We start from the raw sequence: 26,510 nt of genomic DNA, 5'->3' as shown, positions 1-26,510 counted from the left end.
ACACAAACAAAACCCGAAAATGGGCTTTGCTTTCTGGCGCGTTAGTGCGCCAGTGGCAGCCATTGTCTATTTCACGGCGGTAATATTGGGACGTTATTACACGGGTATCGAGTACCACAAAGTCACGATTATTGTGCTATTAACTATTGGGCATAAAAAAAACTTACTATTATCAGGCTAGTAAGGGATGCCAAATCGGCCAACACCAAGGAAACATTGAAGTGGTTCTAATAGAGTACGGTTAACTTGCGTTTACTATATGATTTAAGTCAAATTACTGGCATGGTTTTTATTTTTTAAATGAATATTATTACTTTTATGGTTTTAATGAACTTAATTGGCTGTGAATATCGAAAAATAGTGATTATATATTTTTGTTTTTAGTCCATTCGTTACTACATGTGATCAATGCGTTATTAAAACATTACGCATAATCATATTAATCAAGTTTAGGTATGGTTCATATTTGAGGCCAGGCCAGGCTACGGTGCGGGGTTTTTATTTCTACTACATACCTAGTCCGTGTGCGAAAGGGAATATTAAAATGAGCAATAGAGAGCCACTTTCACTGCGGCTCTCTTGATAATATTGAAAATTAATGCCATTTAAGGATATTTACACACACTGGAATGTCAGGCGAGCAACACCATTAACCAGTAAATGAGTATCTATATCAGTTTTCACTTCTTTCATGGCTTTATTTTGTACCCGACAAAAATCTGATGCTTTTTTACTGGCTGTACCAATAGCGCCTTTAATTCGACCCGCTGCAGGGGCGGCTTCAACTTCAGTAAAATAGTCGCCATTATCTAGCTTTTTGATATCTGACTGGTATGTCAAGCCTATGCCGTGAAACTGTGTTTTGTCATTTTGTACTGCACACCCACTTAAAATGGTACTGAATATAACAGTTGCTGCAATGATTGAAATTTTCAAATTAAAAAGTTCCTTTATGTATTTAGTTGGGCAGTATTTTACAAGTCGTGATGAAACAATAATTAAACAAAAATTGATTTTCTTATTGATTTGTCTTTATGGTTTTGAATTATATTGATATTTTTCTTATTAATGTATCGGTTAATCAGGTTGAACCTAAAGAGATAACGGAATTAGCCGCTTGGGAAAGTATTGAGTGTGACTCACGAGAGTAGAGACATTGATAGCACCAGATATTGAGTGGCCCGTAATACCGGTTAGTTAAATGTTAGAATTGCTGCAATTACATACTCTTGCATCAGAATGATGATTTTCTCACGTAGCCAACACAATCAAAAAGACTTGCTGCGTCGGAGTAATCCGTCTCTTTAATCAAGTTATTACTGAGGCTAATTTAAGAAAATTCCTACATCAATAAACTTTTAGTCCTATATTTAAAAATTGAACTAGGATTTATAATTTCACACTGATAAAAACTGAAAGTATTTCACTTTCTTCAAACACTTATTATTTCGCACGCGGTTTTAGTTTGATTTTACTTCACATCGCAGTACAACTTCTGGATATTTAAATGAGTAAGCAATTAGTTAAAGTCGTCATGTTATCTTCTTTGATCTTTAGTTCAGCGGTTGCAGTTGCTGCGCCCCCCATTGCCGAATTAAAAGTCGCGGGTAAATTATCGGTACCAACATGTGTGGTCAACTCACCAGATGGTGGTATTTATGATCTTGGTAAAATTAGTTCAACAAAAATATCAAGTACCAATATTGGTTCATTGGATACAATGACCAAAACATGGGCTATAACGTGTGATGCTACAACTTATTTGACCTTTAAAACAATAGATAATCGTACGGCATCTGCTTTTCCTCCAAGTACTTCTACTTATGGTTTGGGGATGGTGAATGGCACCGGTAAGATAGGTTCTTTCTTTGTAAACATGCAGAATGCCAAGGTCGATGGTGTACCAGTTAAAGTGTTTAATACAAAAGCCAGTACTTTTACGGTAGCTAACGATTCACAGGTATTTAATGACGATAGTGTGCATGGTTGGGCGTCCGCCAATAATGTGCAAACGGCAGGAAAAATATTTACCACTGATATGGCTGTTGGGACATATTTGTCTACTGTTTCTGGCATGAATGGCCCGATAACGCAAAATACTGAAATTGATGGCTCTATGACCATAAACTTTGCCTACGGAATATAAATAACAATAGTCTGTAACTGGTTGTAGTCATCGCTGAAAGTTTTACTGTTTTGTATAGGTGGTCAGTACATTGGTTAGGGCTGAGAGCGTACCGGTTTTATAACATAATTTTTAAAGCTCACTTTGCTGGGCTTTTTTGTTTTTCTGCATTCAGATGAATATTGAAATAACCGGAATCTTGCCATCCATCGAGGCTAGGACGAGGTTGTATCTATACTTTTTTCGGGCTTATTGCCAATAATGAGAATCAGCGATTTTGCTTATTAATCGGGGGGATAATACAGGCGACAGAACCGTTTAAATACCCGATAAAAAGTGAAACCGTAAGTTTTTGTTCAAATGCTGCCGCTGGACCAGCTTGCTAAGACCCGGCGTTGGCCAAATAGTGGTGGGCTGCGGGTCTATGGCGCACTCTTTCTTACTCTCTTTCTCGCGCGTTATTCTGATTGGCCACCCTCGCTTTCCACGGCATTCGTTGATGCCAGGGTTGTGGAACCGGGTGCACAATGGCACTGAGTGCTCGCGCGTAGTCCATGACTAATCCGGGGGTCCAGGCCATCATCAAGGCCCGTTTACGCACTTGGGCGGCTATCCACAATTCGGGCATGAAAAGCACTTTAAAGGTCGTTAACCAGTTTTTGCTGCGTTGTGACAGCACACCATCAAGCGCGGCTTCCAGCGCATAGGCGACACTGCTTGAGCAATTACGGTAAGTTAGATTATACGTCTCTTCTCTGCGGTAACTTTGCCAAAACTCAGATAAGGCCTCGGGATTAAAATCCCTAAAGCGGATCTGCCTGTCGGATTCACACCAGTTTGCTGATTCTACAGCATAGCTGGGTTGGAAAGTCCCTTTGACATCGTTGTCGCGAGTTGCCTTGAGCAAGCGGAAAAACTCAGATGGGGAACGATCAAGGTCTTCAGCGGGATATAAACTTATGTACACGTCCGGGAGTGCTTCAAGTGCCGCGTGACCCGTTGAGATGACCCCGTTTTCATCTACTGCCGCAATGTAGCGGTTAATAAGTGGACGTGGAACTGGGCGATTGCTTGCAGAACCTTCCGGTGTCCAGATATGAACAATGAGAGTGGAGGGTAACGAGGGCGCAGTTTTTTCAGCCATTATGGTCTCTGTTTTTTTCCGACTTTTTTTAACTCCCTCATAAATCAAAATATCTGTAGGTTGCATGAGTTGGAATACGGATGTTGCCCGCTTCATCTGGCTGGTACGCCGGGCCATTTTAAGGCAACTAAGTCCACTGCCTATCATCAAAAAGCCGAGGAAAAACGAGATAGTCGCCTGATAGTGAATAAATAGGAAAAATGCAAAAATAATCTGTACCAGACCATAGAATAGTGCCGTTTGCCAGCGGGGGAAACGGACAACCCAGGCTGAAACGCCCACAAACAACCCGATGATAAAGTAAGCAAAACCAAAAATTATCGACAGCAGCAGATTACTGTAGGCTTGGTTAACAATAATGATCACGGCGCTGAAGAAAAAGATCCCACCTTTAAAATACAGAACTGCTTTTTGAGCGCCGACTCCACTTGAGGCCACACTTAGCGTTATCAGGCTTTCTAATATCAGGAAAAGACCGAACGTTTTTAAAGGGAAATAAAGTTGCCCATCCAGCCCATCGATAAAAATAAGGCTGCCAGCAATCCCCCATAGAATGCCTATGAACCACAGGTATTTTGACTTTGTCCGAACGAAATCTGCGCCAAAGAGTAATAATGCAATCTGGATCATCTTTACTATCCTGCCTCAATTGGCCTTAAAAAGGGGGACGGAGCGGGTAATATGCCAATTCCCAATGATCATGCGTGGCTCATGATGGCTGAATAAAATACTTTCACTGTCGGTGATGGTGACCCAATGACCTTCTTGAATGCTCAAGCGGAAGTCGAGCTGAGGTAAATGCTGTTGCTCACCCGAACTGCTCCAATGCTCTAACACTTTATTTTTGTCATCTGGGTGGATCTGCTCAATTAATTTGTTCATCTTGGACATAATAGTGGGGTCAATACTGGCCAACTCGTCAGAAAGGTGGCCCCATTCAATTTCACCGGTGCTTAGATTGAGTTGGTAAACGGCATGCTGTGCCCCACTAGTTTCATTAAAATGATGTGTACTCCGCGTAAGAACGCGTAGGAATACCATGAGCAGCGCTGTTGCCGTGAGATAGCATTGGACTAACAGCAGGGGTTCCCCGTGGTGCAATCCTTTAATGAAGAATGGCCCATAGCCTTGCCCAGTATAGTAAATAACGATGGTCGCTAATGTCAGTAAGGCGATAGAGCCCCCCTGATTTCCCCACGAAATAGACAGCATGACGGCTAAGATGATCGGCAGACAGGCAAAGGTGAAAATGAGCATATCGTTATGAATATGTAATATAGCGCCACTAAATTCTTTTAATGAGTTATTGAAAATCAATAAAGTAAATAAGCACAAAAGAAGCCAGATAATAGACCCTGAAAGCTTATTTTTGACCGGTGAAATATGGGTACGAAATTGGATATTAAAGAGCCCCATAATGACCGTGGTAGCAAAGAATATTCCGGTCACATCAGCAACAAATCCAACCCAGAAAATCTCCTGAAATGTTCCTTTACCAAATAGAACAAAACCGATTGAGGCAAGCAGTGCATCTAACAGACTGACAATGATGGTAGAAAAGATCCACATTAGAACAGTGTGCAGATCGTCTCCTCGGCGGGAAAAACGGCGTACTACCCAAGCGATAAGCATAGTTGATGGCATGGATAGAAAGGCATAAGCCAATGATAATATATAATTTTCTTTAAGTGAGCTATCAAGTACCAGATTGATTATGACAAAACAGCCGAGTAAAACCGGCCATTGGCGCCAACGTGAGCATAAAAAAGCTGCAGTGGCGACCCCGGCAGGGAACCAGACAATCGAAATATTTGAGGCTGGATCGTCAAATTTCAGAGAAATAACACCTGAAAGATAATAAATTAACGTCCAGATCGCGATAGTGATAATTTTTTGCGTAAAGCTTGACGACGTTTTCATCGTTATCTTTCTCTGTTTGCCATGATAAACACAGTTATGCTTTCAGCGAAAATGCAGTAGCAAGGTGTTGAAGGGAGCCTGTCTATAATTCTGTGTGACTGCCAGTGTATCAAAGGTGAGAACAAATTCGATCATAAAACTGCTCATGGCTAAACGCCAGTTCTGGATAGGAATAGTCTATCTTTCGCTGCTGCAATCTGAGCGGTTGCGTGTAAAAAAGGTTTTGTCTCATTAAGAGCTCGTCGAATAATATGCTGTTATTTTGGCACTGTTGCAAAATACATTGCGTCCAAAAGACCAAACATCGCTTTGGTTATGTTTGCTCCTTTCACGATCTTATCCCGTCTGGCCTGTTTTTCCTCTGGCGAGGCCTAGCGCGTTATTCTCCACCACATTTCCCTTGCCTGTGCTACAAATAATTTAGACGGGCCCAGATGACCCTAACTGGCATCGAACTGATTCACACGACACGAAAAGGGCAATATCAACACCCGCTAAGTGAAGGATTGCCCCCGCATAACAATCCTATTTGTTGGCGGCTTAAATAGCCTTACTAATGCGACAAAGTTCCAGATACCAGCGGACACACTGAGCAATAATATTGAAGGCTTTTCGGATTAACGGTATGGGCAGGTAACATCGCAAAAAAAAACAACATGTTACCTGATGACTCCTGAATGTGAAACAACCACCTTTAAGAGCAATTCTTTTTTATTTATTTTTTATTTAAATTTTATTAAGACTCTATTTGTTTTGAAATCGATAAATTTCGATAACAATGAGCGAAATTAATGAATAGAGGCGAACGAACGTGAAAAGGTATGTTTTATGCAAAAAATATACTGATATTAAGGCTGGTACCAGAGTTCAACTGGTTTTAGCCATTTTACTCGTTTTGATTGGTTTAACGGGGCTAATATTTGCCCTGTTGCATTAGTGTCGGCATCGGCAATCGATGGCGCCAAGTATAAAACGAGAAAATACACGGAAAAAGTAGTTAAGAACACCTCAAGGGTGCGCTACGTCTATGACTCTTAAAATATAAAGACGCCTTAATACAGTTCTGGTTCAAATATTTATTTCACTTAATCGGACACCATTAATGCATAAATTCTATTGGACAAAATCATTCAAAATACCCTCGGGAGGCAAATTAGCAGCCCCATGCGCACAGCCGCGAACGTTCAAGGTTATTGCTTGGGTCAATATTCTATTCCAGTTACTGCTTCCTTTAAGTTTATCCTTCACGCCTGCTATTGCCGCCGTGGCGACATCCAAGGCTGCCGCTATCAACAGCCCCACTGAATCTTATATTCTTGGCGCTGGAGAGAATATCAATATCGTCGCTAAAAGAAACGGTATGACGGTCGATGAACTTAAAAGAATCAATATATACCGCACCTTCGCCAAACCTTTTATGGCATTAACCGCCGGGGATGAAATTGATGTGCCCCGCAAAGTCTCCCCGTTCTCCATTGATAATCAAAAAAATATCAACACAGATATTTCTCTGGAAAATAAGCTGGCCGGTCATGCTCAAATCGGTGCCGCAGCATTAGCCAGTGGCCATATTGCCAAGTCCGGTGAGCAAATGGTGCGCTCTGCTGCCAACAATGAATTCAACAGTCAGGCACAACAATGGCTCAGTCAGTTCGGCACCGCCCGCGTACAAATGAATCTAAATGACGATTTTAAGCTCGATGGCAGTGCCGTTGATGTATTAGTGCCTCTCTATGATAATCAAAAGTCGATGTTATTTACGCAACTGGGCGCGCGTAATAAAGATAGCCGCAATACCATTAACATCGGCGCAGGGGTACGTACTTTCCATAATAACTGGATGTATGGTGCCAACACCTTCTTTGATAACGACATAACGGGCAAAAACCGCCGAGTCGGTGTGGGGGCTGAAGCCTGGACCGATTACCTTAAACTGTCTGCCAACAGCTATTTCGGCATCACCGACTGGCACCAGTCGCGGGATTTTGCCGACTACAATGAACGCCCGGCCAATGGCTACGATGTGCAAGCAGAAGCCTATCTGCCCGCTTACCCGCAATTGGGCGCTAAGTTGGCGTATGAGAAATACCGCGGGGATGAAGTGGCCCTGTTCGGTAAAGACAATCGCCAAAAGAACCCCCATGCCGTGACGGCCGGGGTGAATTATACGCCGATCCCATTATTAACTGTGGGAGCAGAACATCGAGCCGGTAAAGGCAGTAAGAATGACAGCAGCATTAACTTCCAGTTGAACTACCGGCTGGGTGAATCTTGGCAGTCCCATATCAATCCCTCAGCAGTGGCCTCAACTCGGACACTGGCGGGCAGCCGCTACGATTTAGTCGAACGTAATAACAATATTGTGCTCGATTATCAGAAGCAGGAAGTCATCCGTCTACAAACAGCAGATCTAGTGACTGGATATGCCGGTGAGCAGAAATCGTTGGACGTGTCGGTGAACAGTCAGTACGGGCTGGAACGGATTGACTGGTCAGTATCCTATCTGGTAGCCGCTGGCGGAAAAGTCATACAGAAGGGTGGGGACTGGGCGGTGGTGTTACCGGAAAGTGTAAACACATACACTATTAGTGCTGTGGCGATAGACAAGAGAGGAAACATATCAAGCCCAAGCGAGACGCAGGTGATGGTACAGGTGCCAGAGGTGAATAAAGAGAATAGTACATTCACGCCAGCAAACAGTACACTTCCCGCAGATGGGGAAAGCACACAGGTACTGACTCTTACCGTTAAAGACAGTCAGGGCAACGCCGTGAATGTGCCGATAAGTGGTATTGAAATAAACAGCTCTAGTGCAAAAAGCGCTTCAGTCTCTTCCCCTGAAAAAAAGGGTACCGGTGTCATAGATATAACGGTGACGGCAGGAAATGATGCAGAAACGCTCACCATTTCACTGACTGTTCAGGGGGTAAAACTGCCTTCGGCTCAAGTCATTATCAGTGACATGACACCGGATGCGCAGCATTCCGCCTTTACGGCTTCGCCAGATATCATCCTTGCAGATAACACCGCACTGTCAGTAATGACGTTGATATTGAGAAATGCGGACGGCACAGCGCTGAGTGGGCTGAAGGAGCGGCTGTCATTTGTTGCTAACAACAGTAACAGCAGGGGAGGAGGGCAGTCCGCCGTAACCATAAGCGACATTATTGAGAGTGAAGCGGGCCACTACACCGCAACTATAAAAGGATCCCAGACAGGCGAATACTCGATTGTGCCACAATTCAGCGGGAACGCTATTGGTAACCTATTCGCGAGGGTTACACTAATTGCCGGTACAGCAGCGCAGGTGACATCAGCCATCAAGACTGACAGCACCACTTATGCCGCAGGTAGCGACATGGAAGTGACTGTGACCTTGAGGGATGTGTTAAACAACCCGGTGAACGGCCAGGCAGCAGCATTGACGAATGGCACCGTGGCTGTACCGAACGCTGGGGTAAAAACCGGTAGCAGTTGGAGTGACAATAATGACGGCAGCTACACTCGTCTCTATACTGCACAGACGGCGGGTTCAGACCTGAAAGCACAGCTGAAACTCACAGGCTGGGTAACACAGTCCGAGTCGGTGGCATATCGCATCTGGGGGGTGGCAGTGTTAAAAGATATATTTGTAAACAATTCTACCTTTGCAAAAGATGCCGGATTTCCAACCACTGGCTTTACGGGTGCTAAATTTACACTCAACCTGATGAGTGATAGTGGTGGTACAGCTACTGATTACAGCTGGGATGCAGATGCCCCGTGGGTGTCAGTAAGCGATGGCGTTGTCTCTTTCACCGGGACCGGTAACGGTAATAAGGTTACTATCACGGGCACGCCGAAAAGTGGAATTGGAGCAACTATAAACTACAGTTATACCGTTAAGGGCTGGTATATTAATTCGGGGGCAACCCGAACATTGCGGTCAGAAGCTGATGCTTACTGTGCAACCAAATCCGATTATAAATTACCAACAGTCAGACAGTTGAGTTCGGATAATTGGAATGGAAATACCGGTAGTATTCAAACTGGTTCAATTGGAGGGCTATACGGTGAGTGGGGAAGCCTAACTAGTTATTCTGGCGCAGGATTTGACGAGGAAAATTCTTGGGCATCTGAATGGTTTGATAGCGATTATTCTATTGCTGTTAATACGACTTATGGCTCGGTTAATGTATTCAGTAAAGATAATGTTACTCCTTATCCAATAGTGTGTAGAAAACCACTTTAGTTAAACAGGCACTGTTGCAAATAGCTAATGGTGATAAACTGAGCTCCTTTTTTTAGAAAAAGTAGTGCATGAATCCTTGCCATGGCCAGATAATCCTTTGGGCCGTTTGCTAGTATTGTAAATACGGTTCTATCGCATTAAAGCGTTGTTAGGTAACTTGCCCACGCTAATGCGACAGAATCGAATAGTGACTAATGGCAATAATACGCCAGTGGGTACACTTAAATAACAGGAGTACAGCACGAAAAGACCCTTCCCCAAGGATTGGGGTAATAAGCATGAAATAAATTTCGCGCAATATGGTTAACGGCATTATTTTATTGAGGACGTAAACAGTTACATTTACGCCTTAATTAAAAATTCAATAAACATAATGGGTTATGTGATTTCCTTCATTTCTGTAGGAACTTGCTGATTTATCCTTAAAAAAAATGAGTTTACTCTCCTGCGCGTAATAACAGTGACCAATTAGGGTTAGCACCATTTTCTTGCTTGGAAAGGATTCGAAATGAAACGAAAACTATTATTGGCAGCTATGTTGGCTACCAGCTTTACTATCAGTGCCGCAGAACATGCACATTGGGGATATGAGGGGCAGGAAGACCCAGCGCATTGGGGTAAACTATCGCCAGATTTCTCATTGTGTGAAACAGGTAAAAATCAGTCCCCGGTTAATATTAAAGGGGCGCTAAAAACGCATCACGGCCAACTTGAACTGGCTTTCCAGCCCGGCAAGCAACAAATTGTGAATAATGGTCACACTATTCAGATTAATGTTAGTGATGGTAATACGCTAAAACTGGATGGCGATACATTTACGTTGCAACAATTCCATTTCCACGCCCCGAGTGAGAATGAGATTGATGGCAAACAGTATCCGTTGGAAGCACATTTTGTGTATAAAGATAAAGTGGGCGCACTGGTTGTCTTGGCGCTGATGTTCCAAGAGGGTAAAACGAATTCACAATTGGCGCATGCTTGGCAGCAAATCCCTACCACTATTGACCAAGCGGCCGTATTGGATAAGCCGCTTGATATTAATGCATTGTTGCCAAAACAGTTTAATTTCTACCGTTTCAGTGGCTCATTGACCACGCCTCCATGTACTGAGGGGGTGAGCTGGCTGGTGCTTGATAAGCAAGTTAGTGCATCTGGCGAACAAATTAGCCAATTTCGTTCCGCTGTTCACCACAGCAACAATCGTCCGGTGCAGCCACTTAATGGTCGCGTCATCGTAGATTAATATTTGACACTACCGAGTCAGAGAGATGTCATTCCGCATGAGAAGACACTCTGCCTTGGTAGCTATTTGTGAGTAAAACCAGAGGCCAAAGTGCAAATTATCTTGTATTGCCTGTTTGGCCTGGTTAACTGTAAAGCACTATTTAAATATCTTGAGCAGATTCTATAGCGGCTTTTTGTCTCTTTATTTTGTCCTGGATTTCATCCTTTTGAATCATTTTGACAGCAAAATAAAGGTCTGGTACTAAGATAAGATCTTCCATGTAATGGGATATATTATTCTTCGCTAGCCAAATAGACAGTTCTGTACTTCTGCCGGCAAGAATAAGTGTCACATTTTTCTCTTTCAAAGTTGGAATCAGTTCTTTAAGCATCGCAAATACACTTGCATCATTATAAGTAAAACAGGTGGTTGCATCGACGACTAGCCATTTAGGGGCAATGGTTGCACTGTTAACCAGTTGGGTTACACGTCTTTTAAAATAAGTTGCATTAAAATAGGTCAATATAGAATTGAAGCGATACATGATTAAACCATCGATAGGATTAATATCATTTTCAGGATTAATAGGGTGAATTACTCCTTGGTTATCAGTGCCAAGTAACTGATCTGTTGGCTTAAATACGGTGCGAAGGAATTGTAGAACACCAAGGATAATAGCAAACCCAATACCATCGATAAGCCCTACAGCCAACACTGCTATTAACGTAAATACAGTCAGAATATAGGCTGAGCGATTATGTGCTCGCATGGAGGATATCGCTTTAAAACTGAACATTGACCATGCCGCATAAATAAGCACAGCCCCTAGTGTTCCCAAAGGAATAAAGCTAAGAGTTTGTGCCAAGAATAAAAGCACCAGTGCAATCATTAAGGCAGCAATCAATGACACCATTTGGGTTTTACCCCCATTGCTGTCATTGACCGCGGTGCGACTTGTTGCTGCACTTACGGCAAACCCTTGTGATAACCCCGCAACAATATTGATATAACCCAATGCATATAGCTCTTGGTCAATATCGACTTCATAACCGTTTTTACTGGCAAAACTTTGTACCGTCATCATAAAGCTCACAATACTGATGACCGCGAGATTAAGTGATGGGACAATAAGTTCACGCAATAAGTTAGGGTCAAAATGTGGCATGGATATATGGGGTAATCCGTGGCCTAAACTGCCAATGATGGCTATTCCCATTGAGTTGAAGTCTAGATACCAGCTTAGTAGTGTTGCAATAGTCATGACTATAAGTGGTGTTGGCCATGTGGGCCGTAGCGCTTGTAGAGCGAATAAGACAAAGAGGCTGGTAGCTGAAAGTATTAATGTTAATTTATGGGTATCGGCTAGTTTTTGCGGTAAAGCAATTAGGCATTTAATTAAATCTGATGGGAGTGATTCTAGCCCCAAAATATTGCCAATCTGGCCAACCATTATAGTAATAGCGACACCATTCAAAAGCCCTTGCAATATAGGCTGGGACAGAAATTCTGCAAAGACGGCAAGACGGAAGCGACCGGCAATGACACACCAGAATCCGGTCATCATCGTCATGGCAATAGCCATTTGCCAGAGAGTATCTTGATCACCAAGGGCAAGAGGTGCGATTGCGGCGGTGATAACGGCACAGGTTGCTGCATCTGGGCCAACAATTAATTGCCTTGATGTACCAAATAGCGCATAGACAACCATAGGTAAAATACAAGCATAAAGCCCTACAATTGCATTGATGCCCATTAATTCGGCGTAAGCAATGGCGACGGGTAATGCGACGGCGGCAACGGAAAGCCCTGAGCGAATATCAGATTTTAAATTTGCACTATCATAATGAATGAACGTCGTGAGCCCCGGAATCCACTGAGTTGTCCATTTTTTCTGCATTATATCGGGCCTTAATTTCGCTGTAATCCAAAATATAATCGTAGGCTTATTCTCTCATAGCGTAGCTTACGAATTGATATTTAATTAGCAGAAATCCGGTGTTAAGTTCAAGCAGATATTGATTGTTATCATCATTTGATAGGGTGTTTGGGGCAAACGGCAGCTTTAGGTTAAATGAGCCGTATTGATGAGAACCGTTTAAATAAACGGGCAAGACCGGGTTCTAAATTGGCCGTGGCGCTTGAATATCAGGTTATTCATTATGTTTTCGAGAGTAATTGGCGGCATAAATTACCTCTATATTGAGAATGGTTGCCGCTCTTGGCTGTTTTTGCTGTGGCCCTGTTAGGATAGGTATTTGATAGTTTTTTCAGTGCTGGATATTCTGCTTTTTTACTTAACTGAGCAGTGTCATTGACCAATGACAAGGCGATGCGGATGTTAGCCATTTTATAATTAAAGCCATTTGTCTTCCTACTGGTATAAAATATGGCTTATCAACTTAACCTTAATTGGCCCGAATTTTTAGAAAAGTACTGGCAAAAACAGCCGGTTGTATTAAAGAATGCTTTCCCGAATTTTGTCGATCCGATTACTCCGGATGAATTGGCGGGGTTGGCTATGGAAGCAGAGGTCGATAGCCGTTTAGTCAGCCATACAAATGGTCAGTGGCAGGCGAGTAATGGGCCTTTTGAGCGCTTTGACCATCTGGGCGAGACTAATTGGTCGCTGTTAGCCCAGGCGGTTAATCATTGGCATGCCCCATCCGCTGAATTGGTACGGCCATTTCGCGTGTTGCCAGACTGGCGTTTGGACGATTTGATGATCTCTTTCTCTGTCCCCGGTGGTGGTGTTGGGCCGCATATTGATCAATATGATGTCTTTATTATTCAAGGGATGGGCCGCCGCCGTTGGCGTGTTGGTGATAAATTGCCGCTAAAACAGTTTTGTCCGCACCCAGCATTGCTGCATGTTGAGCCATTCACTCCGATTATTGATGAGGATCTGTCACCGGGTGATATTTTATATATTCCGCCGGGCTTCCCCCACGATGGTTTCACTCATGAAACTGCTTTTAACTATTCAGTCGGTTTTCGCGGGCCGAATGGCCGGGATTTAATCAGTAGCTTTGCTGACTATGCACTGGAAAATGATTTGGGTGGTGCGCATTACAGTGATCCTGATTTAACTTGCCGAGAGCACCCCGGCCAGGTTGAAGAGTATGAACTCGACCGTCTGCGTAGGATGATGATCGATATGATTAATCAGCCGGAAGATTTCAAACAGTGGTTTGGCCGCTTTGCAACAACACCGCGCCATGAGTTGGACATTGCTCCAGCAGAACCCCCTTACGAATCGGCTGAAATTGTCGATGCCCTGATGGGAGGGGAGGTCTTGACCCGCTTGAGCGGATTACGGGTTCTGCACGTCGGAGATAGCTTCTTTATCAATAGTGAGCGGTTAGAAACGGTTGACTCCAAAGCTGCTGATGCGCTGTGTCGCTATACCATTATTGGCCAAAAAGAGTTGGGAGAGGCATTACATCATCCTGCTTTTGTGGCTGAGTTAACTGAGCTGATTAATCAGGGTTATTGGTTTTTCGACGAGTAAACATGCACTTAACCGCGGCTTTCGAATATGTATATTAAAGCGCAATTTGAAAGCCGCTTATTAGATATTCTATTTTCACAAAATAATGTTTTACTTTTTCAACTTTGCCAACGATAGGGTCATCAATGACTCTTGGTATTGCTTTGTTCACTAGGCCATTACTCTGATACGTGGCAGAATATAAAAAATAATGGCTGCAATTTCACCTGAGATGATAAATACATAAATATGGATCGTTCCCGAATACTCAAGTTCTTGCTGCCTTATCTGTGGCCTAAAAATAATCCGAAACTCCGTTACTACCTGATTGCTGCTGTCATATTTATGGTGGTTTCTAAGGTCAGCACGACACTGGTTCCGCTGGCTTATAAGGCGATGGTCGATACATTAAGCAGTGAAAGTGCCAAGATGCTGGCCATTCCCATCACTCTGATAATTGCGTATGGGGTTGCAAGAATTAGTGCTTCTCTATTTGAAGAATTGCGTAACGTCATGTTTGTGCATGTTAGCCAAAACGCGACGCGTTTACTGGGTTTACGGGTATTTAAACAATTACATGAGTTAAGTTTACGTTTTCACCTGGACCGACAAACGGGGGGATTATCCCTCTCTATTGAACGTGGCACACAAGCGGTTGCTACCGTGCTTTCGCGTATCTTATTCTCTATATTCCCCATTTTATTTGAGATAACACTGGTCTCTCTTATTATGTGGCATCTGTTAGACGGCTGGTTTGCGGTTGCGATTTTGGTGACCGTGGTGTGCTATATCCTGTTTACCGTGATGGCCGTTAGTTGGCGAACTCGTTTTCGGCGCGAGCTAAATCAAGCCAATTCGGACGCTAATACCAAGTCTATCGACAGCTTAATCAATTATGAGACGGTCAAATATTTTGGTAATGAACAGTTTGAAGCTGAGCGCTTCAATACCTCACGGCAACTGTATGAATACGCAGCGATAAAGAATCAATTCAGTTATACCGCATTGAGTTTGGGGCAAACTGCTATTATCTCAATCGGGCTGGTGGTGATGATGTCCATGGCGGCACAAGGTATTACTCAGGGGCGCATGACTATTGGTGATTTTGTGTTGGTGAATGCTTATCTTCTTCAATTATATCAACCGCTTAATTTCTTCGGCTTTATTTACTCCGAGATAAGACAGGCACTGATTGATATGGAGAATATGCTCGATTTATTAATGGTGAAAAAAGAGATTACCGACCGCCCTGATGCAGCGGCTTTACACTTGATAAAGGGGGAAGTGCGGTTTGACGCTGTCAGTTTTGGTTATGATCCACGTAGACCTATTTTGAATCGAGTGAGTTTCACGATCCCTGCGGGAAAAACGGTGGCGGTTGTCGGGGCTTCTGGAGCCGGTAAGTCGACACTCTCTCGGTTATTATTCCGTTTTTATGATGTCACTAAAGGGGCAATTTATCTTGATGATCAGGATGTTCGCAATGTGACTCAAGCAAGTTTACGTGAAGCCATTGGTATAGTGCCGCAAGATACGGTGCTATTTAATGACACGTTGCGTTATAACATTGCTTATGGTCGGCCTTCTTCCAGCTTTGAAGAGATAGAACGTGCGGCAAAACTGGCTCATATCCATAATTTTATCATTAGCTTGCCAGATGGTTATGACACGCGGGTAGGGGAGCGCGGTCTTAAGTTATCCGGTGGCGAGAAACAGCGGGTGGCGATTGCGCGTACCATTCTTAAAAATCCGGCTATTTTGGTTTTTGATGAAGCGACCAGTGCGCTTGATACCCATACCGAACGCGAAATTCAAACTCATCTGCGGGAGGTTAGCCGTAACCATACTACGCTGGTTATTGCTCATCGTTTATCGACCATCATTGATGCCGATGAAATTATTGTGATGGACGCAGGCTCGATAGTTGAACGCGGTCGTCATGAAGAATTATTGTTGAAAAACGGACGATATGCAGCCATGTGGCAGAATCAATATCACGAAGAGGAGGAACTTGCGGTGTAGCGAGTTGCTGCCAATATTATTCAAAAGAGTGCATAAAAATGAGATTGCACTCTTTCCGCTGATATTGATTTATCTGTGGTACTAGGCGGCGAAAATGTTCTGAGGCGCAATGAATATCTAACGCAGCTTGGTCTGGCCACTCTTCAATAAAGACGAAGTTACCGGGATCTTTATGATTGATATACAGATCATAGGAAATACACTGGGGTTCAAGTTTTGTCATTGCCACGAGCTCTTTATAGAGTGGCATGACATCACCGATGTGTTCTGGTTTTATAAAATCTTGAGCAATGACTTTTAACATAGGATTGTCTGCACTAGGCTCCGGTAAAATACGTGTAAGCAAAAACTACTAGCGCAATCGCTATCATAATCAGTGTTGTTTTTCTTATTTTCACTTCGGTTCCTGTTATCAACTGTAAGTTTTAGCAAGTCTATCCGAACGATAACGAAGAATCCGCTAAAAATCATCGACTCACAATAAAATATTCCGCTTTAGTTTAACGTTAGCAAAATCAATGAATCCACAAGATGTGGGCTAACCGGTGAGCAATTCTCTGTAGCTTGATCTTGGTCTCATTTTAAATATAATTATTTTTGTTATTCTATATGATGTGCTAGGCCGCATAAGGGGGTTAACATGTCAGCACTTGAGAAACTCGTTTCAGCGTATTGCCATACCAGCCTGGACTTTGTGGCATCCACGGTTGCTTTTATGGAGAATCAAAGAAAGAAAATTAATGTTGATGAGATTGAAGCAAAGCTTTCGCCAGATGAATGTGATTTCTTCCGGGAAAGATTAGCTCACTACAGAGACATATATCGGCCTCTGTGATTGTGCGACAGTTTTGTCGTGTGCTCAACGTTAAATAAGCCGCCAGATGGCGGCTTATTCGATGATAAAACAGACTATAAAAAAATGAGCCACTCTTAAGCTTTCTGGGTAGCAAGAATCACACTCGATGCTTTAAATAATGCCGTGACTTCACTTCCCACAGATAATGCCATTTCTTCCAGGCTTTCATTTGTAATAACTGAAATCAGCGCTAGCCCATTAACAGTAATAACTTCAACAGTTGAATTGACTGCGCCTTTTGTGACGGTTTGGACTTTTCCCGTAAATTGGTTGCGCGCTGAAAAATTCAAACCGCAATCCAAAGAAGCCAAAATAACCCAAGGTGCTTTGATCAAGGCAATTGCCGGTTTCCCTACCGCCAAGCCTAATGCTTTGCAGCTGGTTTTGGTGATAACTGTAGTCAGTTTTTCACCACCGTCTAAAGATAAAACAACCTCATCATTGACCGAACCTTCAACAATGGCATGGACTATGCCAGATAATTGGTTTCGTGCAGAGATAGACATCGTATTCCCTCATTGTCATGTCAGATTGAAGTCGAGCTAAGCAAGGCCCATGCTCGACACACCATTTGACCAAATACATTTGTTGGAGTACAGGCATGATGCTCATTGGCCATCCAAAAAATGGACATCTGCTGGTGGTCATAACATCCGCCCTATTTTTTGCTGAATTCAGCACTAATAGGTCAAAAAACGAGCGATTGAACTACAGTTAAGATAGGCAATGCATTGACTGTGAGGCCTGTTATGTACCAAAAAATAAATGGCAGTGATTACCGACGTATATTTGTTGTTGGCGATATTCATGGCTGCTATAAAAAATTGATGGATAGATTGGATCAGGTTGTTTTTGACCGTTCTTCGGACTTACTTGTCTCTGTGGGCGATCTCGCTGATCGCGGAACTCAGAATACTGAATGTTTTGAATTGCTTAATGCATATTGGTTTCGTGCTGTTCGCGGCAATCATGAACAGATGGCTATTGATGCGCTGGTGGGCGGTGCCGCCGTGGATACCTGGATTGCAAATGGTGGCCGTTGGTTTTTCTCATTGGAAGGAAACAAGAAATATCAGATTGAGCAACTGATTAAACAGGTTGAGCAATTGCCACTGGTGATTGAGATAACAACCGACAGTGGGAAATATGTTATCGCCCATGCTGATTACCCCTCCGATGAGTATGTTTACGGCAAAAGGGTGGATGGGCAATTAGTTATATGGAACCGTAAGCGCCTCAATATGGCCCTGAAGGGGGAAAGTCATGAAATTAGCGGGGCAAATAAATTTATTTTCGGTCATACACCGTTAGTCAAACCGTCATTATTTAAAAACCAACTCTATATAGATACTGGCGCAGTATTTGGCAATACACTGACTTTGATTCAAATTCAATAACAAAATGAGATGGCAATGGCCGGTGCTATCGTATTGTTTCATTTGATGATGATGCTATTGGCGTGGCATTTGAATCAGCACCATTTGAGATAAGGGCATATTCTACCTTAGGTGCCCACCGCCAGTAAGAGTGGCAGCGGGCCATATCAATCAAAATGAGATAAAACGCGATGTGTATTTATTGAGTAATAGAACTCGTGATAACAACACCGAGGCCGCAAATACTGATAACAGCAATGTGAACCTCAATGTCACGTCTGATAAATTATATGCGCTAGCAATAAAATAGAAAATCCCATCGTGCAAAATATACACCCCAATCATTGATGGGCTGATATAGGCTAATGTTTTCTTTATCCATGCATGTTTAGTGTCAAAGTTATCAAATATAACGAATAAGCATAAACTCAGAATTAAAACATGCAGGTTATCGAGGAAATAGCCTGCATTCACTGTTTTGTACACATATATCGACATAAAACTTTCGTAGTAATACATGGAGATGGCCGTTGGGATAAGCAGTACTTTTGCCACAAAAAGTATTCTCGGCATTTTGGTTATTTGCTGACAAACCTTGGAGTATAGGAACCTGCCGGTCATATAATAGAAAATCCATGTCCACAATCTAAAGTATTGTGGGAAATCAATCAGATATGGTCTTTCGCTGAATGCACTAATTAAATCGATAGAAACTGAGAATATCACTAAACATGAGAGGGTTATGATTGCACTTCTGTTGCTTTTTAACACCTTAGAGATTATAGGGTTGATCAGGTAAATAATAGCAATGCTGAATAAAAGCCAACTCTGCAGGAAATAACCTCGTTTGAAACCATCTTCATTGATAAAGTAGAAAAGTACGTTCCAAAAAATAATAATGGTTATAATGGATTTTAATTTTCTAAGTATATCCGCTTGATCTATCTCATCATTTGAATCGATGTAGCCAATAATCATAAAGAATAGTGGGGTGGCGATAATTGATAAAAAGTACAGAACACCCATTACTTCACCACCTAAAAAACACTGCTCTGTACAGGTTTTACTGGCAGAATAAAAAGTAACAGCAGAAAAACAGCTTAATGTTTTCAGTGCGTGTAAACCGACATTTCTCATAAAGTCGTTGGGCTTAAAATAAGATTAAATGGAGTGGCCTGTTTAAGACGGCGTAGGTACAGCATTAGAATCATCCTATTAGGCCACTAATTTTTCACTATTTTTACATAGAATCCGAATTCTGTCACGTCCAGCAGATTCAACGCGAAATAAGCAATTAAGAAATATTCTTTTAAGAAAAAGACGTTTCCTACACTCTCCGGTGTTGACTTCCTATATATCTCACTGCTTCCCTATGGTCTACTTTAAAGTAAGGTGTGTTCTGAGCTATGTCTATAATTTTAATGGTTTTTATTTAATCACAAACAGTTGTGAGTTAACAATTCACAGGGTGCTGAAGCACCAGCGAGTGTGGCCAATATGATAAGTTGCATGATAGTTGATAACGATAAATATCAAACATTGGGTATGGTAGCTATCGTAAAAAGGATATTCACATCGTTAGGATTTAAAAAAGAGCTTAAATTCTATCGTAAGGCATTTTATTCAGCAGATATCATTTTTATTGGGGTGGATGAGTTTAGTTTTTTTGAGGCTTTAAAACGTCTGGATAAAGCGCCTTCAGAAGCAGATGTTTTTTTGATTTGTGATGCCCGATTGAACAGCTTTCTGCAGGGTATCCCAAGGTTCAGTAATGTGACAATAATTTTTAGAGAAGACTCTGTCGATACTGTTACCAACAAAATTGCGACTGTTTTTAAACGCAAGATTCGCGGGCTGAAAGAGAATCTTGCTGATCGCAAATCCACCAAAGTATTGAGCTTACCATCATCAGAACGCCAGTATTTGACACCTAATGAAAATATCGTCTTGAAATTATTCAATGAAGGTTTTTCGGGTGGTGATATTGCCAGAATTTTGAAAAAGAGTGAGAAAACCGTCAGTGGGCAGAAACGATCTGCCATGAAGAAACTGGGTGCCCGTACGGACGTTGAGTTAATTAAAATGTTTATGTTCAAATAGTTAAGATAAAAATGAATGGGTTTTTAGTTTTTTTTTCCGTCAACATCAGAGAATACCAAAGGGATTTTCTTGTGCTAGCGGGCAGGGATGCCAGCGCCAAAACCCCAGAAATACCCGGACAGCCCCAAAGTGATTTGGGGCTGTTTATGGGGCTGGGATACGGTGTTTTGAGTAACAGAATATCGGAACTAAATACTCTTCAACTTGGCAATGGTGCTGTCGATATCAACTTCATGTTCTGAGAATGTATAAGTCATATTCTGGAAGGTTGTTATTGATAACATTCTTAATGGCACAGTTTTCTCTGAAATATCTTCATCCTGCGGCCGGATTTTATTCATCAGTAAATTGACTGAGAGAACTGTATTGGCTTTGTCGACTTCGGCCTGTGCAGGAACTTCTTTAGTAAAGGTATTGAAGGATTTGATACTGGTGAGTTTGATTCTCTCATTGGCAATAAATATGTATTTGCTTTCAATTGCCACTTTCACCGCAAATGCTGACAACCCTTTAGTATTGGTTGTTGGCTCGAAAGTCACTTCAGCACCTTTCTTGATCATCTCGGGATTAGCAACTTTAATAACGTGAAAATAACGGTTATCTCCGTTTTCATCGGTGATAAAGCCAAACCCTTTATCTTCAAAAAAAGTTGTTATTCTGCCGTTCATCATGCATCTCATATTAGCGTATCCAATAGATAAGTATAATACAGGGGAATCGCTTTCAGATACAGTCTGACCCTTTTTTAGGGCCAGTTAGGGTGAGTTGAAAAAGGAAAAAATATGGATTTCTGTGCTATAAATTGAGCATGAAAGGTGGGTTTTTCACTTTTTCTCTGTTTTTTGTGATCTCTGCCGTGGACAAAAAACGGTTCTATTGCTGTACTGTATTGGACACACATTTTGTGTCCAACATTCACGTAAAGGTAAGTTTGATGTCTAAGATTAAAGGTAGCGTTAAGTGGTTCAATGAAGCTAAAGGTTTTGGTTTCATTACCCCAGAAGATGGCAGCAAGGACGTTTTCGTTCATTTCTCAGCCATCGCTAGCAACGGTTTCAAAACTCTTGCTGAAGGCCAGCGTGTAGAATTTGAAATCACGAACGGTGCCAAAGGGCCATCTGCTGCTAATGTTATCGCTATCTAAGTAGCCCATATCTCTTAAAACCCGCCTCATTATTATCAGGCGGGTTTTTTATTTATAGCAGCGGAAGGCGGGTTATAAGTGGGGAGGCAACTAGAAGAGATATACCTTTAAAAAGGCGACCATGATAATTACGCAAAAAATGACTGCCAGCCATTCGGCTCCTGTTTTAGGTAAACTAAACATAGGTTCTATTCAGCACATCAGTCACCCCATCGGCGAACTGCTCTCTGTTAAATAATTATCCGGTTGGTAGATTAAGAAAACATTAAGACGGTGCAAACAGCGGCGTATCTAACCATCATAATTGGCCAGAAAAGTAATTAACCAGCATGAAAGCCAATAGGGTCATTGCGAGTGAACCGGCCAGATTAAGTATAATGGTGCCTGCCGCCCAAGCTAACTTCCCATCTTGAAGTAAATAGACGACTTCAACAGAAAAGGTTGAAAACGTAGTTAGGCCGCCGCAAAAACCTGTAGTAATCAGCAACTTCCAAGTGGGGTCAATATGTGCCATGCGGGTAAATAGCGCTAATGTCAGGCCAATAATAAAAGCCCCGACTAAATTGACGATAAGTGTTCCCAGCGGAATATTGGGTGAGAAGCTGTTTAGCTTCATGCTGACTAACCAACGGGCGACACTGCCCACACCGCCACCAATAAATACTGCAAGTAATGTATTAAACATAAACACCTTTCTTTAGGAATACCATCATGTTGGTATCTTGTCGTTATTCAGGGATCTTTTCAGAAAGGCTTAGGCGTAATGCTACGAACCCGACTGAAAAGGTTACGTAGACATCATCAGCCTTGAAAGGCGGTTTTGGAGGAATGTCATCTCCAGAGCTTGGGGATTAATATTACACTGACTGAATATTAATTTGTATCCCCTTATCTTTAAATCTATTGGGCATAGTTTGCTATTCAGCTGGCGAGTTCAATGCGATTACGCCCATTGTCTTTCGCTAGATAGAGCGCTGAGTCAGCAGCTTTTAGCCATTGTTGATAGTTAATCATATCGTGCCGATAATCGGCGATACCGGCACTGACTCTAAGTTTTAATGGCGGAGCTTGGGTGAAAATTATATCGGCCAGTCTTTCTTGGATTCGGGTTAATACTTCCCGCGTTTGTTCTGCAGTGGTATTCGGTAAAATAGCACCGAACTCATCCCCTCCATAGCGGCCAACAATATCGATAGCTCGCAGCCCCAGTAATAATTCTTCGGCAAGAATGGTAATGGCCTCATCACCGACTGCATGGCCAAAGGTATCATTAATAGATTTGAAGTTATCAATATCAAGTAAAATCAATGTAGCGCCATGTTGATAGCGCCGACAACTATCAAATTGGTTATGGAGTTGATGTTCCCAATGCCTGCGGTTATATAGCCCTGTTAAGCCATCTCTTACACTGATACGCAATAATTCTTCTTTATTTTCGGCCAGACGTTTTGCGGTTCGATAAGTGACTAATCCAAGTAGGGAGGGGTAGATAATTATCATGGGTAGGCAGGCATAGACCTGTAACGGTGAGGTTTCAGGTTTGAAGGGTAAATTAAATATCCAGGCGGTGAGTAAACTACAGGCAATTTGCAATGCCAGGCCTTTGCAAAAAATATTTTTCCCGCCAGAAGCAATATTGTTCATACTCATCATGGAGAGAATAACGATGGACGGCAGGGCATTGAATGACATGATTGCGACCCAGATACCGCCCAGTGCTGAGTCTATTTTCATGTTCATGATTTCTTGCTCAAATGGTTGTTCTGAGCGTGATGCCAGCAGGTAAGCAATATGTGGCCATGCTAGCCCATTCAAGACGAGCATGAACCATAGCCACAGTGGGGCATTCTGAGTGTAGAGCACTGAGCCTACACAAAACATACCAACACCTAAGCCAAATATACGGGGTAAATAAGTCCTTTTGGCAAAACTTAACCCGGATCGGCGGGTATTTATTCTACTTGAATAAGGCAATTGGCGACTCCCTCGTTGTTTCTGCTTTGGGGGGATGTTAACGGCAATGTCTCATCCGGGATGAGTCAAAATAAGTGATAATAGACTCTTGAGTAAATCATAGTTCACTAACGAAATCTGTTACATATTACTCTTGTTTTAAACAACAATTTATTCGTAAATAGCCCATGATTTAATAAACAGTGCTAATCAAGAAGGTGTGTATGGAAGGTATCAGTATTACCAAATTGCTGGTAGTCGGCATATTGATTGTGTTGTTGTTTGGTACCAGTAAACTGCGCACTCTGGGCGCGGATTTAGGTGCAGCCCTGAAAGGCTTTAAAAAAGCGATGGGCAATGATGATGCTCCTGCCGCCAGCACAACGGCTGAATCAAAAGCGGCAACAGAAGTTAAGCCCTCAATCGAACATAAAGACTGATGATATTTGCCCGGCTTAGACATGCTTCGGTTGGCGTAATAGAATGATTATTCACTAGCCGAAGTGTTATCTGTATTTCTACTTTGGTTGGGGTAAATTCGGGCTAATAAACCTAAAAACGGGCCTCCAATGGAGATCCGTTTTTAATTGTAATCTTTTTAGATGTAATAAAATATTTCAATCAAGTTTGCCTAAACAGTGACTTCAGGCCCGATGGATTTATTTTACTTCCAACCCTTTTGCTTGCAGGTCGGCATGGTAAGAAGACCGCACAAACGGGCCACAAGCCGCATGTGTAAAGCCCATAGCCATCGCCTCGGCTTTCATTTCATCAAACTCCGCAGGGCTGACGTAACGCTGCACTGGTAAATGGTGGCGGCTAGGTTGCAAATATTGCCCCAGAGTCAGCATCGTGACGCCATGGCGACGTAAATCGCGCATAACCTCGACGATTTCAGCATTGGTTTCACCCAAACCCACCATCAAGCCCGACTTGGTCGGAATATTGGGATGGGCTTCTTTAAAGCGCTCTAATAATTTAAGCGACCATTCATAGTTAGCGCCTGGGCGAACTTGACGATATACCCGAGGTACGTTTTCCAGATTGTGGTTAAACACATCCGGTGGTGTGACCGTTAAAATATCTAGCGCGCGATCCATCCGGCCACGGAAATCAGGCACTAAGGTTTCAATTTTAATCGTTGGATTCTTGGCCCGAATTGCTGAGATGCAATCGGCAAAATGCTGAGCGCCGCCGTCACGCAAGTCATCACGGTCAACAGAGGTGATAACCACGTAGCGCAGGCCCATATCTTTAATGGTCTGGGCCAGCTTTTCTGGCTCATTGGTATCCGGTGTTACTGGGCGGCCATGGGCAACATCACAGAATGGGCAACGGCGGGTACAAATCGCGCCGAGGATCATAAAGGTGGCGGTGCCGTGATTAAAGCATTCCGACAGGTTAGGGCAGGATGCCTCTTCGCAAACCGAGTGCAGACCGTTTTTACGCATTGCTGCCTTGATACCTTGAATGCGGCTGGAGTCAGCAGGAAGCTTGATTTTCATCCACTCGGGTTTACGTAGCAGCTCTTGGCGTTCGGTAACCACGGTTTTAATCGGGATTAACGCCATTTTATCTGCGTCGCGGTATTTGACGCCGCGTTCCATCTGAATCGGTTTACTCATAATCGTGCAGGTTCCAGTTCTGAATCTCTCAATTTGAGATTTTTCATTAAGTTCAACGAGATGCGGCGTTCGTTAAAAAATATTTGAAAATTGTTTAAAAATTATATCATCTTTGTTCCGTCCCTTCAGCCCCCACTTTTATGGGTTTATTTTTTCGGCTTGAGGTCACCGCGGTGTTAGCGGCATTAATGGCATGCTTACAATACGTTAGATGATAAATAGTCAGTTAATAACCACGGCTGCTGTTCTGCCGGTGGATAGCCCAGTTCACGAATAAATTCGCGGACTAATATTGGCTGGATATCAGCCAGAGTGGCACCCGTTTTTAGCGCACTGACTTGCGTCATTTGCATCCCTGCATAACCACATGGATTAATACGCTGGAAAGGCTCCAAATCCATGGCAACATTTAAGGCCAGGCCGTGAAATGAACAGCCACGACGAATGCGCAAGCCCAATGAGCAAATTTTCTGTTGGCCGACATAGACACCGGGAGCATCCGGGCGGGCCTGGGATTCGATGCCAAAATGGGCCAATGTTTCAATTACCGTGTTCTCAATGGCGGTGACTAACTGCCTGACACCCAATTTGGCCCGCTTGAGGTCAATCATGACATACATGACTTGCTGGCCGGGGCCATGGTAGGTGACTTGGCCGCCACGGTCACTTTGGATGACGGGAATGTCACCGGGCAGAAGAACATGTTCGGCTTTGCCAGCCTGACCCTGAGTAAAGACTTTCTGATGCTCAACCAGCCAAATTTCATCCGCGCTGGTATCAGTTCGAAACTCAGTGAAGTTGTGCATGGCTTGAGATACGGGGGCATAGGGTTGTAACCCTAGCTGACGTAAAACTAACTTGTATTGTTGCAAGCGAGGCATCATTTGGTTACAGAAATGGTGGCGTCAGTATACCAGTCCAGCAGTGAGGAGCTACTATTTTGACAAATGAAAGAGATAATTTGGTCGTAAAAGAATAAGGCCCGACGGCTGAGTCAGCAGTACGGGCCATAGCTGAATGGGCACTATTTAAATGGCGCTACAACACCATTCTGACCAATTCAAGTTTACCTAATTCTTCATACAGCGTTTCCACCTGGTCGATATGGGTCGCGGTGATAGTGATGGAAACAGAGTGATAATTGCCTTTGCTGCTCGGTTTTACCTGTGGGGTATAATCGCCCGGAGCATGGCGCTGTACCACTTCAACCACCTGGTTAACCAGCTGAGGTTCGGCAATGCCCATTACCTTGTAGGTAAAGGAACAAGGGAACTCAAGCAGTTCGTTCAGTTTAGTTTTCAT

23 protein-coding genes, 1 pseudogene and 1 riboswitch are annotated in these 26,510 nt (G+C 42.9%); of the genes and pseudogenes, 11 read left to right on the top strand and 13 right to left on the bottom strand.

The features are described 5' to 3' along the window. Nucleotides 1-615: 615 nt before the first annotated feature. Nucleotides 616-936 carry a hypothetical protein gene (locus D5F51_RS13095; protein WP_025377530.1) on the bottom strand — a complete coding sequence of 107 codons (321 nt, stop codon included), beginning with the start codon at nucleotides 934-936 and terminating at the stop codon, nucleotides 616-618. A 571-nt stretch (nucleotides 937-1,507) separates the two neighbouring features. On the opposite strand from D5F51_RS13095, the gene D5F51_RS13090 reads away from it, so the two are divergent. Beyond that, nucleotides 1,508-2,146: a DUF1120 domain-containing protein gene (locus D5F51_RS13090; RefSeq protein ID WP_129197197.1), complete on the top strand. Its 639-nt coding sequence runs from the start codon at nucleotides 1,508-1,510 to the stop codon at nucleotides 2,144-2,146. 418 nt (nucleotides 2,147-2,564) lie between these two features. Here the strand turns inward: D5F51_RS13090 and D5F51_RS13085 are convergent, their stop codons facing one another. Further along, entirely contained in the window at nucleotides 2,565-3,899 is a 1,335-nt protein-coding gene (locus D5F51_RS13085) for an HdeD family acid-resistance protein (RefSeq protein ID WP_025377532.1), read from the bottom strand. A 15-nt stretch (nucleotides 3,900-3,914) separates the two neighbouring features. Then, entirely contained in the window at nucleotides 3,915-5,189 is a 1,275-nt protein-coding gene (locus D5F51_RS13080; RefSeq protein ID WP_129197195.1) for an MASE1 domain-containing protein, read from the bottom strand. Between the two features lie 419 nt (nucleotides 5,190-5,608). Here D5F51_RS13080 and D5F51_RS22775 point away from each other — a divergent pair. The 3 genes and pseudogenes from D5F51_RS22775 to D5F51_RS13070 form a co-directional block, all read left to right on the top strand. After that, nucleotides 5,609-5,733: pseudogene (locus D5F51_RS22775) on the top strand (IS6 family transposase); the annotation flags it as partial. Nucleotides 5,734-6,291: 558 nt separating this feature from the next. Beyond that, a complete protein-coding gene (gene yrIlm, locus D5F51_RS13075; protein ID WP_129197193.1) occupies nucleotides 6,292-9,420 on the top strand; it encodes a YrIlm family inverse autotransporter adhesin in 3,129 nt (1,042 codons plus the stop codon). A 508-nt stretch (nucleotides 9,421-9,928) separates the two neighbouring features. Further along, a complete protein-coding gene (locus D5F51_RS13070; RefSeq protein ID WP_025377536.1) occupies nucleotides 9,929-10,663 on the top strand; it encodes a carbonic anhydrase in 735 nt (244 codons plus the stop codon). Nucleotides 10,664-10,805: 142 nt separating this feature from the next. Here the strand turns inward: D5F51_RS13070 and D5F51_RS13065 are convergent, their stop codons facing one another. Further along, nucleotides 10,806-12,542: a SulP family inorganic anion transporter gene (locus tag D5F51_RS13065; RefSeq protein WP_129197191.1), complete on the bottom strand. Its 1,737-nt coding sequence runs from the start codon at nucleotides 12,540-12,542 to the stop codon at nucleotides 10,806-10,808. Between the two features lie 489 nt (nucleotides 12,543-13,031). On the opposite strand from D5F51_RS13065, the gene D5F51_RS13060 reads away from it, so the two are divergent. Further along, nucleotides 13,032-14,153 (top strand): ribosomal protein uL16 3-hydroxylase, encoded by a 1,122-nt coding sequence (locus tag D5F51_RS13060; RefSeq protein WP_129197189.1) that lies wholly within the window; start codon nucleotides 13,032-13,034, stop codon nucleotides 14,151-14,153. A 228-nt stretch (nucleotides 14,154-14,381) separates the two neighbouring features. Continuing rightward, entirely contained in the window at nucleotides 14,382-16,154 is a 1,773-nt protein-coding gene (locus tag D5F51_RS13055) for an ABCB family ABC transporter ATP-binding protein/permease (protein ID WP_129197187.1), read from the top strand. 16 nt (nucleotides 16,155-16,170) lie between these two features. Here the strand turns inward: D5F51_RS13055 and D5F51_RS13050 are convergent, their stop codons facing one another. Next, nucleotides 16,171-16,458, bottom strand: coding sequence for a putative quinol monooxygenase (locus tag D5F51_RS13050; protein ID WP_129197185.1), 288 nt, complete (start codon nucleotides 16,456-16,458; stop codon nucleotides 16,171-16,173). 336 nt (nucleotides 16,459-16,794) lie between these two features. Between D5F51_RS13050 and D5F51_RS13045 the strand changes: the two genes are divergently transcribed. Next, nucleotides 16,795-16,989: a glycogen synthase gene (locus tag D5F51_RS13045; RefSeq protein WP_025377540.1), complete on the top strand. Its 195-nt coding sequence runs from the start codon at nucleotides 16,795-16,797 to the stop codon at nucleotides 16,987-16,989. Nucleotides 16,990-17,084: 95 nt separating this feature from the next. Here the strand turns inward: D5F51_RS13045 and D5F51_RS13040 are convergent, their stop codons facing one another. Next, entirely contained in the window at nucleotides 17,085-17,516 is a 432-nt protein-coding gene (locus D5F51_RS13040; RefSeq protein ID WP_025377541.1) for a TOBE domain-containing protein, read from the bottom strand. Nucleotides 17,517-17,759: 243 nt separating this feature from the next. Here D5F51_RS13040 and D5F51_RS13035 point away from each other — a divergent pair, with 243 nt between their 5' ends. Continuing rightward, nucleotides 17,760-18,407: a metallophosphoesterase gene (locus D5F51_RS13035; protein ID WP_129197183.1), complete on the top strand. Its 648-nt coding sequence runs from the start codon at nucleotides 17,760-17,762 to the stop codon at nucleotides 18,405-18,407. A gap of 150 nt (nucleotides 18,408-18,557) precedes the next feature. On the opposite strand, the gene D5F51_RS13030 is transcribed toward D5F51_RS13035, so the two are convergent. Beyond that, the gene (locus D5F51_RS13030) at nucleotides 18,558-19,523 is read right to left on the bottom strand and encodes an acyltransferase family protein (RefSeq protein ID WP_129197181.1); all 966 of its coding nucleotides are present in this window, start codon (nucleotides 19,521-19,523) and stop codon (nucleotides 18,558-18,560) included. A gap of 372 nt (nucleotides 19,524-19,895) precedes the next feature. On the opposite strand from D5F51_RS13030, the gene D5F51_RS13025 reads away from it, so the two are divergent. Then, on the top strand, nucleotides 19,896-20,486 hold the full coding sequence (locus tag D5F51_RS13025; protein ID WP_025377544.1) for a helix-turn-helix transcriptional regulator: 591 nt from the start codon (nucleotides 19,896-19,898) through the stop codon (nucleotides 20,484-20,486). A 188-nt stretch (nucleotides 20,487-20,674) separates the two neighbouring features. Here D5F51_RS13025 and D5F51_RS13020 read toward each other — a convergent pair whose 3' ends face one another. Then, nucleotides 20,675-21,154 (bottom strand): cold-shock protein, encoded by a 480-nt coding sequence (locus tag D5F51_RS13020; RefSeq protein WP_129199347.1) that lies wholly within the window; start codon nucleotides 21,152-21,154, stop codon nucleotides 20,675-20,677. 266 nt (nucleotides 21,155-21,420) lie between these two features. On the opposite strand from D5F51_RS13020, the gene cspE reads away from it, so the two are divergent. Then, on the top strand, nucleotides 21,421-21,630 hold the full coding sequence (cspE, locus tag D5F51_RS13015; protein WP_025377546.1) for a transcription antiterminator/RNA stability regulator CspE: 210 nt from the start codon (nucleotides 21,421-21,423) through the stop codon (nucleotides 21,628-21,630). A 298-nt stretch (nucleotides 21,631-21,928) separates the two neighbouring features. Here cspE and crcB read toward each other — a convergent pair whose 3' ends face one another. Together crcB and D5F51_RS13005 are read right to left on the bottom strand one after the other, a co-directional pair. Further along, on the bottom strand, nucleotides 21,929-22,315 hold the full coding sequence (gene crcB, locus D5F51_RS13010) for a fluoride efflux transporter CrcB (RefSeq protein ID WP_129197179.1): 387 nt from the start codon (nucleotides 22,313-22,315) through the stop codon (nucleotides 21,929-21,931). 100 nt (nucleotides 22,316-22,415) lie between these two features. Then, nucleotides 22,416-22,478, bottom strand: a riboswitch (Fluoride riboswitch). 73 nt (nucleotides 22,479-22,551) lie between these two features. After that, nucleotides 22,552-23,604 (bottom strand): diguanylate cyclase, encoded by a 1,053-nt coding sequence (locus D5F51_RS13005; protein ID WP_129197177.1) that lies wholly within the window; start codon nucleotides 23,602-23,604, stop codon nucleotides 22,552-22,554. A 203-nt stretch (nucleotides 23,605-23,807) separates the two neighbouring features. On the opposite strand from D5F51_RS13005, the gene tatA reads away from it, so the two are divergent. Continuing rightward, nucleotides 23,808-24,023 carry a Sec-independent protein translocase subunit TatA gene (tatA, locus tag D5F51_RS13000; RefSeq protein ID WP_129197175.1) on the top strand — a complete coding sequence of 72 codons (216 nt, stop codon included), beginning with the start codon at nucleotides 23,808-23,810 and terminating at the stop codon, nucleotides 24,021-24,023. A gap of 219 nt (nucleotides 24,024-24,242) precedes the next feature. On the opposite strand, the gene lipA is transcribed toward tatA, so the two are convergent. From lipA to ybeD, 3 genes are all read right to left on the bottom strand, one after another. Further along, the gene (gene lipA / locus D5F51_RS12995) at nucleotides 24,243-25,208 is read right to left on the bottom strand and encodes a lipoyl synthase (protein ID WP_025377550.1); all 966 of its coding nucleotides are present in this window, start codon (nucleotides 25,206-25,208) and stop codon (nucleotides 24,243-24,245) included. Nucleotides 25,209-25,405: 197 nt separating this feature from the next. After that, a complete protein-coding gene (lipB, locus tag D5F51_RS12990) occupies nucleotides 25,406-26,092 on the bottom strand; it encodes a lipoyl(octanoyl) transferase LipB (RefSeq protein ID WP_129197173.1) in 687 nt (228 codons plus the stop codon). Nucleotides 26,093-26,246: 154 nt separating this feature from the next. Beyond that, the gene (gene ybeD, locus D5F51_RS12985; protein WP_025377552.1) at nucleotides 26,247-26,510 is read right to left on the bottom strand and encodes a DUF493 family protein YbeD; all 264 of its coding nucleotides are present in this window, start codon (nucleotides 26,508-26,510) and stop codon (nucleotides 26,247-26,249) included.

Source organism: Yersinia hibernica (assembly GCF_004124235.1).
Taxonomy (GTDB): Bacteria; Pseudomonadota; Gammaproteobacteria; order Enterobacterales; family Enterobacteriaceae; genus Yersinia; species Yersinia hibernica.
The sequence above is the reverse complement of the archived record's forward strand: the minus strand, read 5'-3'. Positions and strand labels throughout refer to the sequence as shown.